This is a genomic window from Chitinophaga oryzae, from assembly GCF_012516375.2.
Classification (GTDB): Bacteria; Bacteroidota; Bacteroidia; order Chitinophagales; family Chitinophagaceae; genus Chitinophaga; species Chitinophaga oryzae.
Genome location: NZ_CP051204.2, coordinates 5,414,797 through 5,436,829, shown reverse-complemented (window position 1 = coordinate 5,436,829; position 22,033 = coordinate 5,414,797). Strand labels below are relative to the sequence as shown.

Annotated in this window: 20 protein-coding genes and 1 tRNA gene; 13 read left to right on the top strand and 8 right to left on the bottom strand. The window is 50.7% G+C overall.

All coding sequences use genetic code 11. From position 1 onward, the window contains the following. Nucleotides 1-15 precede the first annotated feature (15 nt). Entirely contained in the window at nucleotides 16-894 is an 879-nt protein-coding gene (locus tag HF324_RS21565) for a helix-turn-helix domain-containing protein (protein WP_168804480.1), read from the bottom strand. Between the two features lie 90 nt (nucleotides 895-984). Between HF324_RS21565 and HF324_RS21560 the strand changes: the two genes are divergently transcribed. Together HF324_RS21560 and HF324_RS21555 are read left to right on the top strand one after the other, a co-directional pair. Beyond that, on the top strand, nucleotides 985-2,394 hold the full coding sequence (locus tag HF324_RS21560; RefSeq protein WP_168860797.1) for an MFS transporter: 1,410 nt from the start codon (nucleotides 985-987) through the stop codon (nucleotides 2,392-2,394). Next, nucleotides 2,381-2,767, top strand: coding sequence for a DUF4440 domain-containing protein (locus HF324_RS21555; protein WP_168804478.1), 387 nt, complete (start codon nucleotides 2,381-2,383; stop codon nucleotides 2,765-2,767). Before HF324_RS21560 ends, HF324_RS21555 begins: the two co-directional genes overlap by 14 nt. On the opposite strand, the gene HF324_RS21550 is transcribed toward HF324_RS21555, so the two are convergent. The 3 genes from HF324_RS21550 to HF324_RS21540 form a co-directional block, all read right to left on the bottom strand. Then, entirely contained in the window at nucleotides 2,738-3,163 is a 426-nt protein-coding gene (locus HF324_RS21550; protein WP_168804477.1) for a MarR family winged helix-turn-helix transcriptional regulator, read from the bottom strand. The genes HF324_RS21555 and HF324_RS21550 overlap by 30 nt on opposite strands. A gap of 3 nt (nucleotides 3,164-3,166) precedes the next feature. After that, nucleotides 3,167-3,541: a VOC family protein gene (locus tag HF324_RS21545; RefSeq protein ID WP_168860796.1), complete on the bottom strand. Its 375-nt coding sequence runs from the start codon at nucleotides 3,539-3,541 to the stop codon at nucleotides 3,167-3,169. 234 nt (nucleotides 3,542-3,775) lie between these two features. Further along, nucleotides 3,776-4,843: a winged helix DNA-binding domain-containing protein gene (locus tag HF324_RS21540; protein ID WP_168860795.1), complete on the bottom strand. Its 1,068-nt coding sequence runs from the start codon at nucleotides 4,841-4,843 to the stop codon at nucleotides 3,776-3,778. Between the two features lie 166 nt (nucleotides 4,844-5,009). Here HF324_RS21540 and HF324_RS21535 point away from each other — a divergent pair, with 166 nt between their 5' ends. The 9 genes from HF324_RS21535 to HF324_RS21495 all read left to right on the top strand — a co-directional run bounded on the left by HF324_RS21535 (nucleotide 5,010) and on the right by HF324_RS21495 (nucleotide 16,810). After that, nucleotides 5,010-5,531 (top strand): GNAT family N-acetyltransferase, encoded by a 522-nt coding sequence (locus HF324_RS21535; RefSeq protein ID WP_168804474.1) that lies wholly within the window; start codon nucleotides 5,010-5,012, stop codon nucleotides 5,529-5,531. Nucleotides 5,532-5,967: 436 nt separating this feature from the next. Then, nucleotides 5,968-9,090 carry a SusC/RagA family TonB-linked outer membrane protein gene (locus HF324_RS21530; protein ID WP_168860794.1) on the top strand — a complete coding sequence of 1,041 codons (3,123 nt, stop codon included), beginning with the start codon at nucleotides 5,968-5,970 and terminating at the stop codon, nucleotides 9,088-9,090. A 10-nt stretch (nucleotides 9,091-9,100) separates the two neighbouring features. Further along, nucleotides 9,101-10,453, top strand: coding sequence for a RagB/SusD family nutrient uptake outer membrane protein (locus HF324_RS21525; RefSeq protein WP_168860793.1), 1,353 nt, complete (start codon nucleotides 9,101-9,103; stop codon nucleotides 10,451-10,453). A gap of 21 nt (nucleotides 10,454-10,474) precedes the next feature. Then, nucleotides 10,475-11,827 carry a DoxX family protein gene (locus HF324_RS21520; RefSeq protein WP_168860792.1) on the top strand — a complete coding sequence of 451 codons (1,353 nt, stop codon included), beginning with the start codon at nucleotides 10,475-10,477 and terminating at the stop codon, nucleotides 11,825-11,827. Nucleotides 11,828-11,846: 19 nt separating this feature from the next. After that, nucleotides 11,847-13,490: a hypothetical protein gene (locus tag HF324_RS21515; RefSeq protein WP_220100799.1), complete on the top strand. Its 1,644-nt coding sequence runs from the start codon at nucleotides 11,847-11,849 to the stop codon at nucleotides 13,488-13,490. 5 nt (nucleotides 13,491-13,495) lie between these two features. Next, nucleotides 13,496-14,032 carry a c-type cytochrome gene (locus HF324_RS21510; protein WP_168804470.1) on the top strand — a complete coding sequence of 179 codons (537 nt, stop codon included), beginning with the start codon at nucleotides 13,496-13,498 and terminating at the stop codon, nucleotides 14,030-14,032. 11 nt (nucleotides 14,033-14,043) lie between these two features. After that, the gene (soxC, locus tag HF324_RS21505) at nucleotides 14,044-15,255 is read left to right on the top strand and encodes a sulfite dehydrogenase (RefSeq protein ID WP_168860791.1); all 1,212 of its coding nucleotides are present in this window, start codon (nucleotides 14,044-14,046) and stop codon (nucleotides 15,253-15,255) included. Further along, nucleotides 15,252-16,661 (top strand): phytoene desaturase family protein, encoded by a 1,410-nt coding sequence (locus tag HF324_RS21500; protein WP_168860790.1) that lies wholly within the window; start codon nucleotides 15,252-15,254, stop codon nucleotides 16,659-16,661. Before soxC ends, HF324_RS21500 begins: the two co-directional genes overlap by 4 nt. Nucleotides 16,662-16,737: 76 nt before the next feature. After that, nucleotides 16,738-16,810, top strand: a tRNA-Lys gene (locus HF324_RS21495). A 129-nt stretch (nucleotides 16,811-16,939) separates the two neighbouring features. Here the strand turns inward: HF324_RS21495 and trxA are convergent. The 3 genes from trxA to HF324_RS21480 all read right to left on the bottom strand — a co-directional run bounded on the left by trxA (nucleotide 16,940) and on the right by HF324_RS21480 (nucleotide 18,458). After that, a complete protein-coding gene (trxA, locus tag HF324_RS21490) occupies nucleotides 16,940-17,347 on the bottom strand; it encodes a thioredoxin (protein WP_168860789.1) in 408 nt (135 codons plus the stop codon). Nucleotides 17,348-17,464: 117 nt separating this feature from the next. Continuing rightward, nucleotides 17,465-18,190, bottom strand: a complete 726-nt coding sequence (locus HF324_RS21485; protein ID WP_168860788.1) for a sensor histidine kinase — start codon at nucleotides 18,188-18,190, stop codon at nucleotides 17,465-17,467. Nucleotides 18,191-18,221: 31 nt separating this feature from the next. Beyond that, nucleotides 18,222-18,458, bottom strand: coding sequence for a hypothetical protein (locus tag HF324_RS21480; RefSeq protein WP_168804450.1), 237 nt, complete (start codon nucleotides 18,456-18,458; stop codon nucleotides 18,222-18,224). Nucleotides 18,459-18,758: 300 nt separating this feature from the next. Here HF324_RS21480 and HF324_RS21475 point away from each other — a divergent pair, with 300 nt between their 5' ends. Both HF324_RS21475 and HF324_RS21470 read left to right on the top strand, forming a co-directional pair. Continuing rightward, nucleotides 18,759-19,391, top strand: coding sequence for a response regulator transcription factor (locus tag HF324_RS21475; RefSeq protein WP_168860787.1), 633 nt, complete (start codon nucleotides 18,759-18,761; stop codon nucleotides 19,389-19,391). Between the two features lie 30 nt (nucleotides 19,392-19,421). Next, the gene (locus HF324_RS21470) at nucleotides 19,422-21,380 is read left to right on the top strand and encodes a sensor histidine kinase (RefSeq protein WP_168860786.1); all 1,959 of its coding nucleotides are present in this window, start codon (nucleotides 19,422-19,424) and stop codon (nucleotides 21,378-21,380) included. Nucleotides 21,381-21,482: 102 nt separating this feature from the next. On the opposite strand, the gene HF324_RS21465 is transcribed toward HF324_RS21470, so the two are convergent. Then, nucleotides 21,483-21,761: a hypothetical protein gene (locus HF324_RS21465; RefSeq protein ID WP_168860785.1), complete on the bottom strand. Its 279-nt coding sequence runs from the start codon at nucleotides 21,759-21,761 to the stop codon at nucleotides 21,483-21,485. Nucleotides 21,762-22,033: the final 272 nt, after the last annotated feature.

Below are 22,033 nucleotides of genomic sequence, written 5' to 3'. Positions count from 1 at the left end.
CAACAGCTACTTTGCTCACGGAACGTTGACCGGTTGCTTGCGGTTTAACTTCCGGTACATGCCGGGCGTGGTGCCACGGTATTTTTTAAAGAGACGGGAAAGGTAACTCTCGTCTGTAAAGCCCAGTTCCTGTGCTATTTCACGGACACGCATATTGCTGTACGCCAGGCGGACGTCCACCAGCCTGAGTTTATAGCTGATAATATAATCCTGTACGCTTTCACCGGTGTGTTTTTTAAAATATTCGCCGAGGTAATGTACCGACATGTTGAACTGTGCCGCCAGTACAGGCATACGCAACATTTCCGGCTGATACACATGTTCCTGCAAATAGCTGATAATACGTAATACAGAGGATGGACCGTTGTTTTCCTGAATGTCCGGTGATTCCGACATGAGGAGATTACGCGCGATCAGGTTGAGCAGGATGGAGATGGACTGCCGGATGATCAGCTGATAGCCCTTGCCATGCTGCTGATGTTCACGGGCAATGCTGTTCAGCAGCATCTGCGTCATAGCTTCGTCCGCAGCATCGCGAAAAATGCAGCCTGCCTTGGAGTGGAAGTTATGGAAGATGTAATCTGTTTTTTTCATCCAGTCGCACAGCTCCAGCCTTTCCGCATCATCTTTTAATTGTGTGATAAAAAGCTGCGTGAAGCGAATAATAATGAAAGTGGTGCGCTCCGTGATGTCGCAGTGATAGTGGTCTTCCGGGGCAACGATATATAATTTGCCGGGATGGTAATCATACCGGTTGCCATTGATGTGATGATGCCCTTTGCCTTCGCGGATATAGACCAGCTGAAAGGCGGGTTGGGAGAACCGCGTCTGTTCCCAGTTGTCTTTTTCCTCCAGTACGATATCGTATGGCTCGTGCAGCAGTTTATTGAACATGAAGCAAAAGTACTGGCAAAACCTGTTAAAGTACAGTTTTTTATTGTACAAATGGGTTTTTCTTTGCAGCCATAAAAAGCACGGAGTTTTATGGAAGCAATGGAAAGCCGCCGCTGGTGGGCACTGGCAGTGTTATGCCTGGGCGCGTTTTTGTCGCCACTGGATTTTTTTATTGTCAATGTGGCTTTGCCGGCTATCAAGACCAGCCTCGGTGCTTCAGACGGGGCTTTGCAGCTGGTGATAGCCGGTTATGGGGCGGCATACGCGGTATTTGTGGTGACAGGCGGCCGGTTGGGGGATATGTACGGGCGCAAACGTATTTTTTTGACCGGCATGACGGTATTTACGCTGACATCGGGTATTTGTGCGATGGCGGGGGATATCCGGGTGCTGATTGCTGCGCGCATAGCGCAGGGATTATCAGCAGCTTTGCTGGCGCCGCAGGTATTATCTACGATCAGGGTAATATTTCCGGTGAAAGAACAGCCGCTGGCCATGGGTATCTTTGGATCGGTGTTCGGGCTGGCGGCTATAGGCGGACAGCTGCTGGGAGGGATTCTCCTCAAAGCGGGTCTTTTCGGCTGGAGCTGGCAGAGCGTGTTTATGATCAATATTCCCGTGGGGGTGATCACCGCTATTGCGGGGTGGTTTATCCTGAAGGAGAACAGGCCGCCGGTGCGGCAACAGCCGGATATTCCGGGGATGTTACTGATTACCGCGGGATTGTTGTTGTTCATTTATCCGTTGATCATGGGCAGGGAAGCGCGCTGGCCGGCATGGATATTCGGTTGTTTGCTGGCTTCGGCGGCGGCGGCCGTGTGTTTCGTATATACGGAACGGTATGTGCTGCGACGGGGCCGTACCCCCTTGATACATCTGCCTTTGTTCCGCGACCGGCGTTTTGTGAACGGGCTGACGATCATCTACCTGTATAATCACACGGCGGCGTTTTTCCTGGTGTTTCCATACTATCTGCAGCACGAGTTGCACCGGGATGTATTATCGGCAGGGCTGTCGGTATTGCCCTACGCCGCGGGCTTTTTCGCGGGACCGTTGATCACTCCTGTACTGGCAAACCGGCTGGGCGTGCATATCGTCAGCCTGGGGCAGGGGCTGCTGTCCGCTGGGTTTGTATGGGTGGTAGCAGGATTATCGCTGTCGCCGGAACCGGGGCTGATCGTGCAGGCGGGATTATTTTGCGCGGGTATAGGGCACGGTATGGTGATGCCCTCCATGATGCGTATCGTCCTGTCGGACATCGCGGCGCCGCTGGCCGGCCAGGCCGCCGGCATTGTGAGTACGGCCATCCAGACGGGCAGCGTGATGGGGGTAGCATTGCTGGGGACTTTATTCTTCGCGCTGCTGGATGTTTACGCGGCGCCTGCCGCCACCGGCATCACGCTGGGCATCCTGGCCGCCTTACAGATGGCGGGGCTCCTGTTGGTCATCCCCCTGAAATCATCTGCAAAAAAACAAAAGATCATATATGGACAATCTTAGCAAAGCAAAAGAAGAAGTTATCCGTTTTCATGAAAAGATAGCCGCCTGGTTCCGGGGCGAAGCGCAGGCAGGGACAGCAGGTACTACGGAGCTACTCCGCAATTTCAGCCCCGATTTCCGGATGGTGGGGCCCGGCGGAAACCGGGTTACCCTGGAAGAGCTGGCAGCATTTATGCCGGGCGCATTGGGGAAATTTCCTGAAATGCGTATAGCCGTGAAGGATATAGAAGGTTATGCCACCTCTTACCATGTGCTGCTGACTTATACCGAGATACAGACTTTCGCTGACAGTGAGAACACCCGTCATTCGAGCGCGGTGTTCATCCGTGACGGGGACCGGATGTTATGGCTGGACCTCTGGGAGCGTTTTTAAGTTCTGAATAATCCTGTCCAGGAAAAGAACGGTGTGGGCGTAGTCTTCTGGATCGGTGCCTTCCAGCATCTTGTCCCGGATGTGCTTTTGCCTTTCTTCTATTGATGCGAATACGTCCGCACCGGAAGCAGTGAAGCGGCAGATGTCGTTGTGCACGCTGATCCAGTCCCTGTCCGTCAGGGAAGTGATAATTGCCCGGAATGTTTCCGGCGTGATGAACCGCGCTACCTGCGGGTAGTAGTCTTTCGTATATATTTCTCCGTTATCCGCGATGTTTCTCAGCAGCTGCCAGTGAAAGCGGGTAAGGCCTAAGCTTTCAAAGGCGTTGTTGAAGGCAGCGGTGATCAGGCTGTCTGCTTCTTTCAGATACCAGCCGATAGGCTTTAAGGATTCCATGTGTTAGTCTTTGCCGGGAGTGGTGATTTCTATTAAGATATTATCGTACTGAAAGTAAAATCCAAAGGTCTTACGGATGCGCCGGGGCGTTTCGGTGAGGGCAATGCCGCCGTCATGCAGTTGCTGCCATATGTGGTGCACGGCCGCCTGGTCCGGCAGGTAAAAACCGATATGAAAGGCATCGGGGTAGGTGGAATTGCCTTTGTCATTGAAACGGTTATGCATGAGTACCAGCAGGAACCCATCCGGACCGATGAGTATGGCCATCGCATCATTGGGCTGGTGATCGTTGGCTGCTGTAAAACCCAGGTACGTCTGAAAGAAGTGGGCTGCATCGGTGACATTATTGACGGTCAGGTTTAAGTGGTTGAGTGTCATTGTATTGTCTTTTAAAAAGAATGATCGTTCGTTTTTGTAATGCAAATATAAAAGAATGATCGTTCTTTTTTGAAATTTATTTTTTGAGCGGCTTGCCGGGGTAGATTGAGCCGGATGAGTGTCATTCAGGGAAGAGCTGCTGTTGTAGCAGGATAAACGCCTTTGAGGAACGGCACTACTTTACCTTGACAGGAGGCACGGCTGTCAGGATGGCTAAATGGCTTTTGGCGGGTGCTATTTTATTACAACGGGAAGTCCGCTGAAAGCGCTGTATTGCTGAATAGCTTTTTTCAGTGTGGTCAGCTGTGTTTTCTTCAGTGGGTGGAGGTGTTGCAGTTCCAGGGTGATGTCTTTTTTGTTGACTGTCCGTTTCCAGGTGCCGGTGATTTGCCCGTCGGCCACGATGACCGGGCCGAGGCTGGCCATGGGAGCAAGCTGGCCGTCAATACGCAGTTGTTGTATGTCTCTCTTTTTATAGGCGACGGTGAACTCGTCGAAAGCGGGCAGCAGGAACACGGAAGATTGGGCTTTAGTGGCTTCCGCGGGTGGCATCCAGTAGGTTTTGCCGTCTGCTTCTACGGCAACAAGCTGCTCTTTTATGGCTTCCAGTCCACTTTTGGCTTCTGTCACCGTCAATCCGGACCACCACGCGAAATCCTGTAACGTGGCGGGGCCGTGGCTGTCAAAATACCGTTTCGCCAGCGTAGCCAGCGATTCGGCTTTGGAAAGCGGGGCAGCCGGCGGCACGTGTTCTTCCAGCAGCACATAGGTAAACTGTTTACCATGGCGTGGTCCGCTACAGATAAGTCCGTCCAGTTCCGCATGGGCCAGCAGTGAGCCGAGGCGGTATTCGTCTGTAACGATACCAGCCTTTTGTAATGCCGGTCCCAGCTGCAACCGTGTCAGCTGTTGTTTATTGCGCAGCTGTTTTTCCAGTACTTTCTGGCTTTTGGTGATGACCGCTTTCGTGATACCCCAACGGTTATCGTTATACGCACAGAAAGCTTTGATCCTGGGGGCTGTCAGCTTCAGCATCCAGCGGATGTCTGCCGGCGACACAAAATGCCAGGTAGGGCGCAACACATGCGTTCGGATGATTTCCCAGCTGGCCATGGCTTCGTCGATGGCCGTCTCCGTAGCGCCGGCAAGCCGTTGCCCGATGGCCCACTTCGCGGCGCCGTAATCCTGTGCCTGCACAGCCCCCATCCAGGAAACCAGTTCACCGGCCCGCTTGTGCTGCGGTGTAATCAGGCATTGCTGCCGTAATCGCTGTTGAGTAATATCAAAAGTGTTCATCATCATTAAGTTAATCGTTCTGTTCGTGATTACAAAGAAATAACCGGCAAGTGACAACCATATGTCAGCAGGAAATGGATTTATTTTAAAAGTGGACCGTTTATTTTATGAAAACCGGGCTATCGGTGTCCGCCGATACGGTGGTATATTTGTGGTCCTTAACGCATACCACATGGACGGAATCACCATCAGAAAAGCTACAGCGGATGACCTGGCCACTATCCTGCTGATCGGGCGACAGACTTTTTTTGAAACGTTTGCGCCGCATAATACGGCGACCAATATGCAACGGTACCTGGAAGAAAGTTTTAGCGATGAGAAGGTCCGCGGTGAGCTGAACAATCCCGAGTCCTTCTTTTTTGTGGCGACGGAAGGAACGAAGCCGGTCGGTTACCTGAAACTGAATACCGGTAAAGCGCAGACAGAAGCGCAGGATGATACTGCGCTCGAGATTGAACGTATTTATGTTAGCAGCGATTATCATGGTAAAAAAGTAGGCCAACTGTTGTACGAAAAAGCGCTGGAGACAGCGCTGGCGCTCGGGAAGTCTTATCTCTGGCTGGGCGTATGGGAACATAATCCCAGGGCGATCCGGTTTTACGAGAAGAACGGTTTCGTAGCTTTCAGTCAGCATATTTTCAGCATGGGAGAGGAGGAGCAGACAGATATTATGATGAAAAAAACACTGTCATAAATTTTTCCGCATACCGGTATGAGCCTGAAGTATTTCAAATGCTTCAGGCTTTTTTGTTTTAAACAATAGCCCTGCCCGTTAGAGCCAAATGATATTTTTGTAAATAGTCTACTAAAATTATAGACTTTATGAAAAAATATGTATTATTGTACCCTGGCACGTTTCCGTATGCCACTTTGGATCAACTTTCATCCACCGTGCATAGCCCTTCCCAACGTAAGTTCTCAACCAGGAATCACCATGATACATTATTTATTAAGCGATTTATCAGCCTCCCCGGTTTTCCGATGTTGTTAAATCATTTTCAGGATAAGATATAAAAAAAGCCGGAACTGTTGGAGCAGTTCCGGCTGGCAAACAAGGCTGTGGGACATTTTACAGTGCAGTATGTGAATACTGGCACCGGCCTTATTTTTTTCATACCAAAGTAAAGATAATGAAAATTGCTATTGCAAGCAGTTTAGGCCTGCTGTTGCCCTTTCTTTCCCCGGCGCAGCAGAAAGGAGGGGACACGCTCTTACCTAAATCGGGGGTTGTTGTGCAACACAACATCTCACTCTCCGGAAAAGTCATCGACGCAAAAACATCACAGCCACTGGAGGGCGCCATCGTACACATTAAAGGCACCACGCACGAAGTACAGACCAACCGGCAGGGAGATTTTTTCTTTCGCACCGGCCAGAAAGTACCGGTGATTTACCAGATCTCCGCGCTCGGGTACCAGTTGAAGGAGATATACGTAGACAAGTCCAACGCCGGCAACATCGCCATGGCGGAGCTTTCCCAGCAACTGAACGATGTGGTGGTGGTAGGCTATGGCACGCAGAAACGCCGCGACCTTACCAGCGCCATCTCCTCTGTTAAAGGCGCCGACGTGGCCAACGTACCGGTGGCCAGCTTCGATGCGCAGCTACAGGGCCGCGCTGCCGGTGTGCAGATCAATTCCAACACCGGCGTTCCCGGCGATGGCGTATTTGTCCGCGTAAGAGGCACCACCTCTATTAATGCGGACAACAACCCGCTGTATATTGTAGACGGCGTGTTTATCAATAACACCAACCTGCAGACGGTCAATACCGGCGGGCGCAGCGCCTCGGTGCTGGCGGACCTCAACCCGGCAGACATCGAAAATATAGAGGTGCTGAAAGATGCCAGCGCTACCGCCATCTACGGTTCCCGTGGCGCCAACGGCGTGGTGATCGTCACTACCAAAAGAGGGAACTACAACACCAAATCCCGTCTGAATGTAGATGTGTCCGGCGGCGTAGCCTGGGCGCCCCGGCTATGGGACCTGACCACCGGCCCGCAACATGCGGAGCTGATCAACGAATTCTATCGCAACTCCTATGCGGACGCTGTAGCTCTCGGAGATGAGGCCGGCAGAAAAAAATATGAGCTGTTGCCGTTCCGTGCCAAAACAGACCGCCCGGAAGCCACCCCGGCGCCCCGCGGGCTGCCCTCCGAACAGCAGACGTACGACAGGCTGGGGGAGATCTTCCGCCATGCAGGACTACAGAACTATAACCTCTCGCTGTCGGGCGGCAGTAAGGAAACGAAATATTATATCGGCGGCGGCTTTTCCAAACAGGAATCCATCCTGCGGCCCATGTCATTCGACCGGGTGAACTTCAAACTCAACCTGGACCAGCGTGTGAACGACCGCATCAGCGTGGGTACCAGCAACAGTTTCTCGCGCAGCTACCGCAACCAGGGCCGTGCCGGCGATGGCCCGCAGGGAGGCCTGCTGCAGGCGGCATTGCATACCCCCACCTATCTGCCGGAATTCAATGCAGACGGTACACCGGCCAGATGGGCAGGGTTCGACAACGTACAGGTGCTCATCAACAACTATGATGTGAACACTACCAGTCTCCGCTACATCGGTAATATTTACCTCGATGCCGCTATTCTGCCGGACCTCAAATTCCGCAGCACGTTCAGCCTTGACTATAATAACTACAACGAATCGGAATACTGGAACAATTTTACACAGCTGGGAGCCGCGCCTACCAATGGATTGGCCACTTCCGCCATTACGCAGAACACCGCCTGGATCAACGAACAGACATTATCCTATAAAAAACGGCTGGGTACCGGCCACTTCCTTGGTGTACTGGCAGGCAATACCCTGCAGAGCAACACCATTTCCCTTACCTCGGCGCAGGGCACCGGCTTCGCCAGCAATGCCTACAAGGATATATCGGCCGCGGCTACACGTACTTCCAACCAAACGTGGACAAAAGTGAACCTGGCTTCTTTTTTCTCCCGCATCGATTACAACTATGCGGGTAAATATTATCTCGAAGCCAGCATCAGGGCAGACGGTTCTTCCAAGTTCGGTAAAGATACCCGCTGGGGCTATTTTCCGGCGGTAGGCGCCTCATGGCGCGTGAAAGAAGAAGCCTTCCTGAAAAATAATTCCCGTATCAGCGACCTTAAAATCAGGGCCAGTTACGGGGTGACCGGCAACCAGGCAGGTATAGACAACTTCGCCTCACAGGGGCTGTGGAGCGGTGGCTTCGGTTACCCCGACGGCAGCTCCGGCGATCAGCCGGGAACGGCGCCGCAACAACTGTCCAATACCAACCTGCAATGGGAACGTACCAGTCAAACAAACGCCGGTATCGACCTGGGCCTGTTCGAAGGCCGGATCAGTCTTACCGCCGATGTCTATTATAAATACACCAGCAACGTGTTACTGCGTTTGCCCGTACCCGGTATGACCGGCTTCAGTTCGCTCAACAGCAACGCCGGCGAAATCAGCAACAAAGGTTACGAGGTCGGCATTAATACCGTCAATATTACAAACAAGGCACTGCGGTGGACAAGCAGCCTCACCATCTCCGGCAATAAAAACCGTATAGAAAAGCTGCCGACACCTGTTTACCAGTACAACCGCGACTGGATCATCATGCAGGAAGGATCTCCCATGTATGCTTTCTGGCTTTACAAGCAGCTGGGCGTGGACCCTCAAACCGGCAGCGTGATTTTTGAAGGCGCGGAGAAAGGCAAGCTTCCCGTATCTGCCCGCCGGGTGATGGGTAATGCCATGCCGGACTTCTTCGGCGGCTTCAGCAACACTGTCTCCTGGAAAGGCTTCGACCTGAATGTGCTTTTCTCCTTCCAGTACGGCAACGATGTTTATAACCTGAACAAGTTCTTCGGTGAAGGCGGCGGCACCCGCGATGCCAACAGGGTATTGGTGGCCGACCAGCTGAACCGCTGGCAGAAGCCCGGCGACGTGACCGATGTGCCGCGGCTTACCGCCTATGGCCTGAACTATACGATTGATCAGAACAGCCGTTTCCTGGAAGACGGTTCTTTCCTGCGGCTGAAATCAGTCACCCTGAGTTATACGGTGCCCAAGAACGTCACCGCGCGGCTGCACATGAACCAACTGCGTGTGTATGTTACCGGTAGTAACCTGTGGTTGCTGACCAACTACACCGGTCCGGACCCCGAGGCCAATGTGACCTCCATTCAAACCGTCCAGGGGCTGGACCTCGGTACGCCTCCGCAGCCTCGCAGCGTACAGGCAGGCATCCATCTCACCCTTTAAATCCTGACTGATGAAACAACTACTCCGATATTTATTACTCTTCTGGACAGTGCTGGCCATCTCCTGCGGGAAGTTCCTCGATGTCAAACCCAAAGACTACGTCTCCGACGACCAGACCATCACAGACAAGACCTCTGCGCAGACCGCGCTGCGCGGCACTTACCGTAAGCTGTCTGCCGATGGTTACTACGGCAGCCTGTTCCAGACATTCGGCTACCTGCCGGGGGATAATGTGCAGTGGACCGGCTCCCAATCGGTCATACAACAGTTTATCACACATAATATCCAGGCAGACAACGGCAACCTGGCCAGTGTGTGGTCGGCCATCTATGCCACGATCAACAGCGCCAATCACGTCATTACCAAAGTGCCGGGTGTAAACGACGCCGCTTTCTCCTCCGATGATAAAAACCAGATCGTCGGCGAAGCGCTGGCCATCCGTGCGCTGAGCTATTTCGATCTGGCGCGGACATGGGGAAACGTGCAGATCACGTTGACGCCTACCCTGACAATGGCCGACAAGGAGAACGTGGAGCAGCGCAACCAGGAGGCCGTATATGCACAGGTGTTAGCCGACCTGAATGCAGCCGAGCCATTGCTCAAAGCGCCGGTATCCGCCAATCCTGTCAGGATCAACCAGGAAACAGTGTGGGCGCTGAAAGCGCGGTATTATTTATATCGTGGCCAATGGAGCGAAGCGGCCGCCTATGCCGCCAAAGTACTGGCTGATCAAAAGAATTACCAGCTGGTACAACCTTATGCCGCTTTCTTTTCTCCGGCCAGTACCGTGGCTACCAGGGAAAGTGTTTTTGAACTGTCCTATAGTGCTACCTATACCAACAGCCACCGCAACAGCTGGCAGCCTCCGGCTAATGGCGGCACCCGGCAATGGGCGCCGGCCGATGCGTTTATTACCCTGGTGAATGATGCCGCCATTGGGGGTAACCGCAAGGCGCTGGTAGGCAGAACATCTGCAGGTCTTTGGTATGGCAATCTTTACTACCGCAGTCCCGCCACTGATCCGGCCTATATTATCCGCATCGCGGAGCTGTACCTGATCTATGCCGAGGCATTGGCGCAACAGGGCAAAACCACCGAGGCGCTGACACCGCTCAATGCCGTACGGGGCAGGGCCGGTCTGACAGACTTCACCGGCACTTCTAAAGAAGCGGCGCTGCTGGCAATTGAGAACGAAAGACGCGTTGAATTTGCCTTTGAACCGCATCGCTGGTTTGACCTGGTGAGGACCAACCGCGCCGCCGCCGTGCTGGGACTGACAGATGCCCAAAAGTACCTATTCCCCATTCCGGCACAGGAGATCCTGTTGTCCAAAGGCAGGCTTGCACAGAACCCCGGTTATTGATCATCCAAAATAATTACTGTTATGGATATTACTTCACAAACAGGTGCGGAAAGCCGCTGGAACGCACCGGAGAAAACAGCCTTCCGGATACTGTTCGTCTACCTGCTGCTGCAGGTACTGCCGCTGGACTGGAAATTCTACAGTTATCTGGGTAAGGTGGACTGGCCGGAGCTGGCCTACCAGGATATTTTTAACCTGGCCCGCTATACCACCCGCTTTTCCGCCGGACCGGCAGCATTTACCGACTGGGGAATTATATTCGGGATAGCCGTGGTGGCCGGGCTGATATGGACTTATCGCGATGCAGGGAGGACGGACAATTACGATAAACTTTATTACTGGTTGCGGGTATTGGTGCGTTACCGGCTGGCGCTGGCCATTCTGGCTTACGGTTTTATAAAATTCTTTCCTTTACAGGCCCCGTATCCTTCGCTCAGCAGCCTGAATACGCCATACGGCGCCTTTAACCGGTGGAAGCTGTTTTCCCTCAGTCTGGGAATCGTACCCTCGTACGAGTTATTCCTCGGGTTGGTGGAGATCGTGACAGGACTGTTGTTGCTGCACAGGAAAACGGCCTCCATCGCCGCTTTTATCTTCCTGATATTTTGCGGAAACATCTTCATGTCCAATCTCGCATATGAAGGCGGTGATACGGTGTACAGCCTTTACCTGATTACGCTGGCGCTGTTCATTTTCAGTTTTGACCTGTTGAGGGTAGTGCGGCTGTTGGTGCTGCAGTTGCCTACGGCGCCGAACAATTTTCGTCCTTCTTTTACCGGTGGCTGGAAAGTAGGCCGGGTGGCACTGAAGTCGGCCTTTGTCCTTTTTTTTGTGTTGATTTATGGTGTCAAAACCGGTACAGGCGCGCGGAAGGACCCTTATCAATATCCGACTGCAAAGGGATTGGCCGCTGCCGCCGGATTATATAATGTTAGTACGTATGTGCTTAACGGTGATACCGTCACTTATTCTCCTTCACATCCCAAACGCTGGCAGAACGTCGTGTTCGAGGAATGGAACACACTGAGCATCCGTTCCAATGAGCCGGTGCTGCTGGACAGTAATAATGCGCACCTTGTGCCGAAAGCAGATACCGGCAAGAGATATGAGTCTGAAGGCACCAATGGCAGGCACTATTACAGCTATGTCATAGACAGTGTTCATCAGCGGTTGCTGCTCAGCAACCGGAACCCGCATTACCAGCATGATGTGTTTGTGTTGCAGTACAGCCGGCCATCGGCAGGCAGGGTGGTACTGGCGGGCATTACCGCCGCCAAAGATTCGGTATTGGCGGTGCTGGACAAGCTGCCCAAAAAATATCTGCTGGAAGAAGCCGCCAAAGGAGAAGGCCGGTTAAGGAAACTCAAATTATAAACATCTAACATTATTGAACATGGTAACAGCAGCAACTGTTTTACAGGAGGCCGCGCCGGTGACGAAAGCAGCGCCATCGCCTGTAAAGACTGCCTGGAAAGGCTATGAGAAGGTATTGTTCCGCATAGCGTTTATCTTTTTTATCGCTATTTCGATACCGAACACGCCGGAGTGGTACGCCCAGCTGATAGCGCTGGACTGGCGTCACCTCAACTACCGTGACCTGTATGATATTGCCCGGTTTGGTTCCGGGATCAATTTCTTCGGCAATAAAATTTTTGGCACGTCGCTGCTGGGGTATGCCAACTGGCTCACGACCGTGTTGATTGCTACTGGTGGCGGATTGCTGTGGACCTGGATCGTGAAGCTGCGTAAAACGGAGCGGGCGGAATATTTCGGTCTGTATTACTGGTTGAGGGTAGTGGTGCGTTACCGGGCTGGCATTGGTATCATCGGTTTCGGGTTCACCAAGCTGTTGCCCGTGCAGATGCCTTATCCTTCCCTGGGGATACTGAATACGAACTTTGGTGATCTGACGGCGCAGAAGATCTATTGGTTGTCGATCGGTATTGTGCCATGGTACCAGATTTTTGCGGGAGTGGTGGAAGTGGCCGCGGGCACATTGCTGTTCTTCCGCAGGACTACGACGCTGGGGGCTATACTGCTGGCGGCGGCGCTGGGAGATATTGTCTACGTCAATTTTGCGTATGACGGCGGCGTACATGTGTACAGCAGCTATTTTGTGTTGCTGGCAGGTTTTCTGCTGGTGAACGACGTTCCCAACATCTACCGGTTGCTGGTGCAGGAGAAGCCGGTGGTGCCGGTGAATTATTACCCGGTGTTTAATAGAGCGGGCAAAGCATTGCGCATCGGTCTGAAGTCTTTTACCATTTTTCTTTTCCTGGGAGTGTTGTTTTATCTGCAGCTGATCAATTTCCTGTATGATCCTTACAAGCAGCCGGCGGTGGCCGGAGTAAAGGTGCTTCGGGGGAACTACAACGTGACGGAGTTTCGTATCAACGACCAGGTGATCCCATACAATCCGCTGGACACGGTGCGATGGCAGGAAGCTACTTTCGAGAACTGGTCTACTTTTACCTTCCGGGTGAATAAGCCGCATCCGCTGGATTTATCCAATGGTGGCGGTGATCCGCAACGGGATGTAAACCGCACTTTTGAAATCACCGGCCTCGCCGGCGGCCAGCGGGCTTTTCACTATTATGCCGATGAGGTGGAACACACGTTGTATCTCGAAGATAAATACAAAGCCATCCCTGATCGGCGCAACAGGACTGCCGGCGTAGGCGGTGACGGTGGAACGGATGTGAACCTCGGTAACGATAAAACGCCGGCGGTTACACGAAACGATAAAGACGAGAGGCAGCAGGAAGACTGGATACCGGCTGCCGCAAGAAAAAATATCGGGGACGAGTATGGGAAGATAGCGTCCATTGCTTTGTCTGCCCGCAGAAAGCGCGATTATGCGGCGGCTCCCAAAAACGAAAAGCGTCAGCGTTTTGTGGTGCAGTACCAGACAACGGACGGCAATCATGTTATCCTTACCGGTACCGATGAAAACAAAAACAGGTTATACGTGGTGCTGGACCGGGTAGACAGGCACTATGCGCTTACGCCTTCATCCTTGCAGGCGGGGAAATATTAAAACAGATGATAAGAATATTAACAGTGGTGATGGCAGGGATGAGTGTGGTGGCCTGCCATACCACGCCGGCAGGCCCGGAGCGGTTCGGCTTCGGAAGGCCGGCCACACAGCAGGAAACAGATTCGGTGAATATCTCGATCGCTCCTGACGGGAAGGGGTTGCCGCCCGGCGAGGGGCGTACAGCTGCGGGCCGTGCTATTTTCATCGCCAAATGCGCTCCCTGTCACGGCCCTACAGGTACGGAGGTGGCCGCCTACCGGCTGGTAGCGCCGATGGGAGATACTTCCCACGTAAAAGCCATTGGTAACTACTGGCCTTACGCCACTACGTTGTTCGACTATATCCGCCGGGCGATGCCATTCAATGCGCCCGGCACGCTGAGCAATGAGGAGGTATATCATCTGACGGCGTTCCTGCTGAGCAGTAACCAGGTCATCGACAGCAATACTATCATTAATGCACACACGCTGCCTGCGATTGATATGCCGGCCCGCAAGCTGTATGTAAACGATGACCGCCGTGGTGGTCATGAAGTGAGATAAACAGTCAATGTATGAAGAAAGAGAAGATTGCGCGACGAACGTTATTGCAGGCAGCGGCGATGTCGGCGTTGGGAGCGTTGATCCCCGGGGCATCGGCACAGCAGGCGCCGCCTGAGGTTTGGGCAGACCCGACAAAAACGCCCGGCGTGCCGGTGGGAAAACTGGGTAGCCGTTCACCTTTTGAGCGGCCGGAGAAAAAGGCGTCGGACATCTCTGCCCGGTCGCCGCTGCAGGACTTCTACGGTATCATTACACCATCGGACCTGCACTTTGAGAGAAGTCACAATGGCGTACCCAATATTGATCCTGATAAGTATGAATTGCTTATCCACGGTATGGTGGAACGGCCCACAGTCTTTACGTTGAGGGACCTGAAGCGGTTTCCGGCGTTGTCACGTATCGCTTTTATCGAATGTTCCGGTAACTTCAGGACAGGAAAAGAAACCATGACGCCGCAGGAGATATGCGGGTTGACGAGCCAGAGCGAGTGGACCGGCGTGATGCTCAGCACCTTGTTCCGCGAGGTAGGAGTGAGCCCTAAAGCCACGTGGTTTCTGGCGGAAGGCTCCGACGCGGCCGTGATGACGCGCAGTATCCCCGTCAGCAAAGGCTGGCAGGATGCCATGATCGCTTACGCGCAAAACGGGGAGGCGATCCGTCCGCAGCAGGGTTATCCTGCACGGCTGTTCCTGCCGGGCTGGGAGGGCAATACGAACGTAAAATGGATCAGGCGTATTGAACTTTCCGATCAGCCTTTTATGACGCGTGAGGAGACGTCCAAATACACGGAGACGATCAGGGGCGGGAAGATCCGGCAGTTCAGTTTCGATATGGACGCCCGTTCTATTATTACCTATCCCAGTTACCCGCAGCAGGTCATGCGGGGTTGGATAGAGATCCGGGGTATTGCCTGGAGCGGTCGGGGGAAAATCAGCCGGGTGGAGTTGAGTACAGACGCCGGACGGCACTGGCATACAGCAACGTTACAGGAGCCGGTGCTGGACAAAGCGCATACTTATTTTCGTTATCTCTGGCGCTGGGACGGCCAGCATACCGAGATCATGAGCAGGGCGGTGGACGATACCGGGTATATACAACCCACGCTTCAACAGCTGACAGCTGCCCGTGGCACGGATATGGGAGGGTATCACCTGAATCCTGTCACCGCATGGATCATACAAAGAGATGGTACCGTTTTATTTAAACCGGAGAAATTCAGATGAGTTACGATGCAATCGTCGTGGGAGCGGGGCCTAACGGACTGGCGGCCGCTATTACCCTGCAACAGCAGGGGTTACAGGTATTGGTGCTGGAGGCCGGCGACACCATCGGCGGTGGTATGCGCACCAAAGCGCTGACGTTGCCTGGTTTCCGTCATGATGTATGTTCCGCCATACACCCCATGCTGATCATGTCACCGTTCTTCAGGGGGCTTTCATTACAGGACTACGGCCTTGAGCTGATATACCCGGCCGTGGCGGCCGCGCATCCGTTTGATGATGGCAGCGCCGCTGTGCTGCAGGGCAGCATAGCCGCTACTGCCGCTGCCCTGGGGCCTGATGCCGCTGCTTACGCAGACCTGGTGGGACCGGTGGTGGAGCATTGGAATGAATTGAGCGGGGATATCCTGGCGCCTTTTCATTTCCCGCGGCATCCCTGGCTGATGGCGCGTTTCGGGCTGACTGCCCTGCGGTCTGCAGCGGCAGTGGCCAAACGTTTTCGCACAACCGCTGCCAAAGGCTTGTGGGCCGGCATGGCAGCGCATTCCATGTTGCCGTTTCATTATCTCTCCGGCGCCGCTATCGGTATTATATTAAGCGCCGCCGGGCATGTGGCTGGATGGCCGCTGGTAAAAGGCGGTTCACAGGGCATAGCAGACGCTATGGCGGCGTACTTTCTGTCGCTCGGCGGAAAGATCGAAACCGGTATCAAAGTAGAAAACGTTGACCAGCTGCCGCCGGCAAGGCTGCTGATGCTGGATGTATCCCCCAGGCAACTGATCGCCCTGGCAGGGCACCGTTTCAGCACCGGCTATACAAAAGCGTTAGGACGTTACCGTTATGGCCCCGGCGTTTTCAAAATCGACTGGGCGCTCGACGGGCCGGTACCATTTACCAATCCTGAATGCCGGCAAGCCGGCACTGTCCACCTGGGGAATACTTTCGCGGAAATTGCACAAGCGGAGCGGGCCAACTGGCAAAACGAAATTTCACAAAAACCCTTTGTGCTTTTCGCCCAGCAAAGCCTGTTCGATCAGACGCGCGCGCCGCAGGGACATCATACGGCCTGGGGATACTGTCATGTTCCTAATGGCAATACCACAGACATGACTGCCATCATCGAAAACCAGGTAGAGCGCTTTGCGCCGGGATTTAAAAAGCGTGTCATCGGCAGGCATGTCATGAATGCCGCTGACATGCAGCAATACAACGCCAACTACATCGGGGGAGATATCAACGGGGGCGCTATCGATATCGGCCAGCTGTTCACGCGGCCGGTGCTAAGTACATCGCCTTACCGTACCAGCGCCAAAGGTATCTATCTCTGTTCCGCTTCCACACCGCCGGGCGGCGGCGTACATGGCATGTGCGGGTATCATGCCGCAGTGCAGGCGTTGAAAGATTTATAGGGAACAAAATTTTTTCTGAATATTTTTTGGAGATGAAAATGTTTTTACTACCTTCGCGCTCCCTTCAGGGGAAAATGATTCCGTAGCTCAGTTGGTAGAGCAATACACTTTTAATGTATGGGCCCTGGGTTCGAGTCCCAGCGGGATCACAGAAAACTTACAAACCTCGCGCTGGTCGCGGGGTTTTGTTTTTTAGTTGAGCGTCCAATGGCGTTTCCTTTTCCGCCCGTCAAGTATACTGGAGACAATCACGATTGTCAATTGTTCCGGTTCAAAAATCAGCCTGGTAAGGGATGAAGCAGTGGTGGACCGGGCCATTCCCTTGCTTCATGCAGTGGTTCGAGGCATGCCTGGATTTTATCTGGTGATTTGAGGTATTCCTGGATTTCCTTGTCAAGTTTATCTTTGGGAATGATGCCAACATGTTTGTAAACAAGCTTGCCATCTCTGAAGAACGCGATCACAGGGAGGCTGGTGATATTGTATTTTAAGGCACGATAGGGGTTCCGGTCCACATTTATTTTACCCACATTTACTTTACCGGCATACTCATCAGCCAGCGCTTCAATGACTGGGCGCATTGCGGCGCAGGAACCGCACCATTCTGACCAGAAGTCAACAACACAAAGTTTGTCAGAGAATATCACTTCACGAAAGAAGTTTGTATCAGTGAATTCTAAAGCCATACACAACTTATCTATATTGATTGTTATAAGAATTGTTTTGATTCTTTATCATCGTCTGTAGCATAAGCGATATAACAGCAAAGACTTACGTTTTGTTGTTTGCGCAAGATTACATTTTTATAAAGGTAAGCCTGGTGCCGGAAGGGGCAATGAATAGAAAAAAGTGGCTCCATGACCGTATGAAGATTCCGCCCATAATTTCCCTTCCATCTGCCAGATCATATCCTGGCAAATACTTAAAGCAATTCCGGCGCCTTGAAGATAATGGCTGTCTAACACCCTGGTATCCTGGACACTAAACAAGCGTTCAAGCTGTTCTTCCCTTATTCCCATCCCCTGATCAGCAAATGCCACGGTGATCTGATTGTCTTCAACACTGCATGATATATTGATGATTCCTCCCGGGGGAGAGTATTTGGTGGCATTACTTAAAATGTTCCTATTAATAAATTGCAGCATTTCCTTATTTGCATGAATCAGTTGATGCTCTGGAATAGTATTGGAAATACTGATGGATTTACTCGCCTGGTCATAAATATACAGCCCGTTAGCGCTATTGATGAGTTCACGTAAGGGTAGTGATTGTGTTTGACAGGTATAACCGTTATTTTGGGATTTCATCCAAAAAACCAGCCCGTCAAGCAGCTTAATGCTTTTTGATGCCGTATGACGCATATGGTCGAAGATCATATACAGCTCTTCTTCGGATAAGGGGTGGTCTGCATATTTGATCATGTCTGCAGCCGAGATAAGTGTTGCAAATGGTTGTCTGAGGTCATGTACCAACACTGAAATCAGCATTTTACTGAAGCTATCTGAAGTATCTTGCTTTTTTCTCATCATTATGGGATAAGGTGAACAAACAGTCTTAATCTTATATTTTTACGTTTACCCGGTTTTGCGCTGTCGAATGTAAAAGATGGGCCCTGATTTCCTGGTCGCCAATGATGTCGAGTAATTCTGTGATGCCATAGTAGCTTATGACCTGATCTATATCTATCTGAAGCAGGATGTCTTCAGGCTCTATTCCTGCAATGTCTATATTCAGTCGGTTCGGCTGTGAAGCAGGGGTGACATAAGCAGTTTCGGCATTTTTAATGATTAATCGCATTCTGAAAATTAATTTTATGACTTTGTTTATTCTGCTAATTGCTTGCTATGACAGGAGTGTTGAAGGAATACAAAATTAATCCACTTCTTTTAAAACGAGGTATAAGGCCCTATCTTAAGACAATAAAATGCTAGGGAATTTTAAAAAATAGCAGAAATTTGCTATTGTAGTGGTGACGTTTATTGCCGGACCAGATAATTTACATGTATAATATAATGATTTATAGGTATATCTGCGTTCATCTTCGCTGTATCAAAATCACATTTTTTTGCTATATTCGGGCTTCTATAGAAGTTTTTTATGAAAAAAAGGGAGGCTATAGCAATCGTATTTGATGATCACCTTTTGTTTGCAGACTCTTTTTCGGCGTTGATTGAACGGCTGGAACTTTTTCGTTCAGTACATACGCTTTGTGAGGAGCAGGAATTAACCCAATTCCTGATGAAACATACCGGGCTTCCTGTTTATCTATTCCTGGATTACTATTTGAAGAATCAAAATGGGCTGCCCCTTATCAATGTAGCCAGACGGTTAAATAAACACGTTACGATTATTATCGTAAGTTCTGTAGCCAGTCCAATAGCCATCACTAATATCCTCAGCTATAGTCCCAACGGGCTTATTAGTAAATCATCAGGATTTGATGCGATTCTTGAATGCCTGACCATGGTAGGCCGTGGCGAACAATATATCAGCCCGGCGATAGCTGAAATTAACTCAAATTCAAATTTAAAAGGAGCAACACCATTTTCAGCGAGGGAAGTGGAGATTCTGCAACATTTTGCACAGGGATTATCCATTGCTCAAACGGCTGAACGAACATATCTTAGTAAACATACTATTGTAGCGCACAGACGCAATATGATGGCGAAAGTGAATGTCAATTCCATTACGGCGTTATTGTCATATGCGCGCAAACAGGAAATAATCTAAACAGTCCCGGTAAAATAATTGTGTAACCTTATGATGACGACAGTTAATCCCTATCAGTCACAAAAGAATTTGTACTTCCTTATTGTATTTTTTTTACTCCTGATAGGCCCGGGCCAATTTGCTGCCGGGCAGTCGCTTGACAGTGCCAGACAGAATTTTGAAAAACTCAACAAGACCTACCATGCCGGTAACATCTCAGACACAGCCTACCTGGATCAGGCCTACTCGTTGACACAACAGTTTCTTGATGAAGGAATAGAATTCAAAACCCAGGAACTGGCACGTCTCCTCAGCTTGTATAAGGAGATTGCCTGGAGCAAAAAGAACTATGGGCGTCCCCGTGTGAACTACTATCTGGCATTATCCAACAACGCACTGATGTTTGGAGAAACCGGAGCAGCCATGTATTATACTGAAAAAGAAGCCAGGGAATTAGAAAAAAATGGCAGAACACGTCCTTTGCTGGAGGACCAGAGCAAAGTACAGATTTTGCTGGAACAGGACTTACATGATAAAGTTATCTCTATTTATAAGGGTAGAGAAGCGTATATAAAACACCTGCCTGAGCTGCTGCGGAAAAAAAAAACAGATAATGTTAACGGGATGCATGCCATAGACATTTTAATGGGAGCCATCAATTCCTATTTGAATATGCATGATACGGCAGCTGCTTATCAAACAATACAGGTGGCCGACCAAATTAGCGCTGAACTAAAGCACAAATACCCCATTAACAGAACCTTCATGTTTTATAATGACTATTTCATACTGATGAGGCAGTATGATATTGCTGCCATTGAAGGCAGGCAAGCCAAAGCAGGGGCGCTGCTGGATAGCATACAGGCACTAAAAAATACATATGAAGACCAGGCGACAGCCTATATAGAAAGGACCCTTTATGAATTAAAAATTGAACACTTCCTGGCCTTAAAAAACTATGATAGCGTACGTTTTTATATAAGTAAACTTGAATCGGTTCCCGTTTTTTTAAAAAATCAAAAGCCGATAGTTGATGAATACAAAGCAAAACTTCAGGTGGCTCAAGGAGACTACCGGGGAGGCTATACATGGCTAACCCAATCTTTGGCGAATGAGCGAAAGGCAAAGACAATATTGATGACACAAATGGATAGTTTGTTATATGCTTACACCGACGCCGAAAATACGAGGATTGAGCTTCAGCATTCAGAAACCATCAAAAAACAGCGAACGCTTTGGCTGGTGGTTATTTCATCTGCTGCGGCCTTTATTGTGCTGACCATCTATCTGATCATGCTTTACCGGAGCAGGAAAGCCAAAGCGCAGATTGAAGCCTTAAATAACGCTACCAATATGCAGATCATCTCCATGGAAGAAGCCAGGCACGAGGCGGTGAGGGAAGAGCAGCGACGACTTGGGCAGGATCTTCACGATGGTCTTTCTTCGTCTATTGCTGCTATCAGGCATCAACTGGAAACACTGTCAATGGATACCGAAGATATTACCCTGAAAACTAAATTGAGTAGATTGCAGCTGGCGACAGCTAACGCTTATGAGGCAGCCAGAAGAAAAAGCCATGAATGGTTCAATGCCGCAGACGGGCAGCAGGAGCTGTCTTTTGAAAAGCAGGTCAGGCTGCTGACAGATCAGTCGTTGCCCGATAGCCGGTACAATAAAACCATTCACATCGACGATAAGTCATTGGTTAATGTCGATACAGATACACGAATTGCATTACTCCGTATTATCCAGGAGGCTGTCACCAATATCATCAAACATGCCAGGGCTAAAAATGTAAGCATCCTGATTTATGAAGAAGAGGATAGCCTGATACTGACGATCAGCGATGATGGGATCGGATTAGGCGGAAAGAAATCCGGTAGCGAAAAATCAACTATGGGCCTGGAATCTATTCGCCGCAGGGTACAATATCTGAACGGTGAAACGAACATCAATTCAAACGCTGAAGGTACTGAGATAATGGTATCTATCCCGTTGGTATTATCCTGATTTACACCTTCTTCCCGGCCTGAAAATTTTGAACGATGTGCTTTTTTCAGCCTGGTTAGCTCTATCTATATTGATTCCGGCGAGGCCGGGTATGCTGCCTTTTTACAGGTTCGCGATCCGGCAGTCCCATCCGGGCAGCCCGACTCCATCCGAAAAGAAGCCATGGGAGAGAAATCCTTTGGCCCCGGCCTCATCATTTCCCAACAGTTTGTAGTAACTCTCCCCCCAAAAAGTGGTTGCCCCATCAGGATGATTTACAGTTGCAGTATTTGTTTTCAAAAAGTCAGGTGGAGATTGTCCGTTAAGTGATAATTCCTGCCTGAAGCAGGCGTGTTTGTCCGTGTAAGGATAGCAATAATTTGCTATTTCTGTAAATAACATAGCAGGTTATTGCTATAACCGTTAGCCGTATATATCAGTTTGATATTAAGTTGCTAGTTTTGCCAGACACCACAAGAAGTATGAGCTGCAAGGAAAATTGCTTGTATAACGCAATCGCCGGAGACTTCTTTAAAGCACCCTAAACAGAGTCATTATATCATTACAATTTCTAACAGAGAAGAGATTGCATCTGTGTTTTTGAATGCGCAGAAATTTTATACTATGGAAAACGAATGCATTCTTCCTTTGAACGCCTTTCAATATCTTTTTTT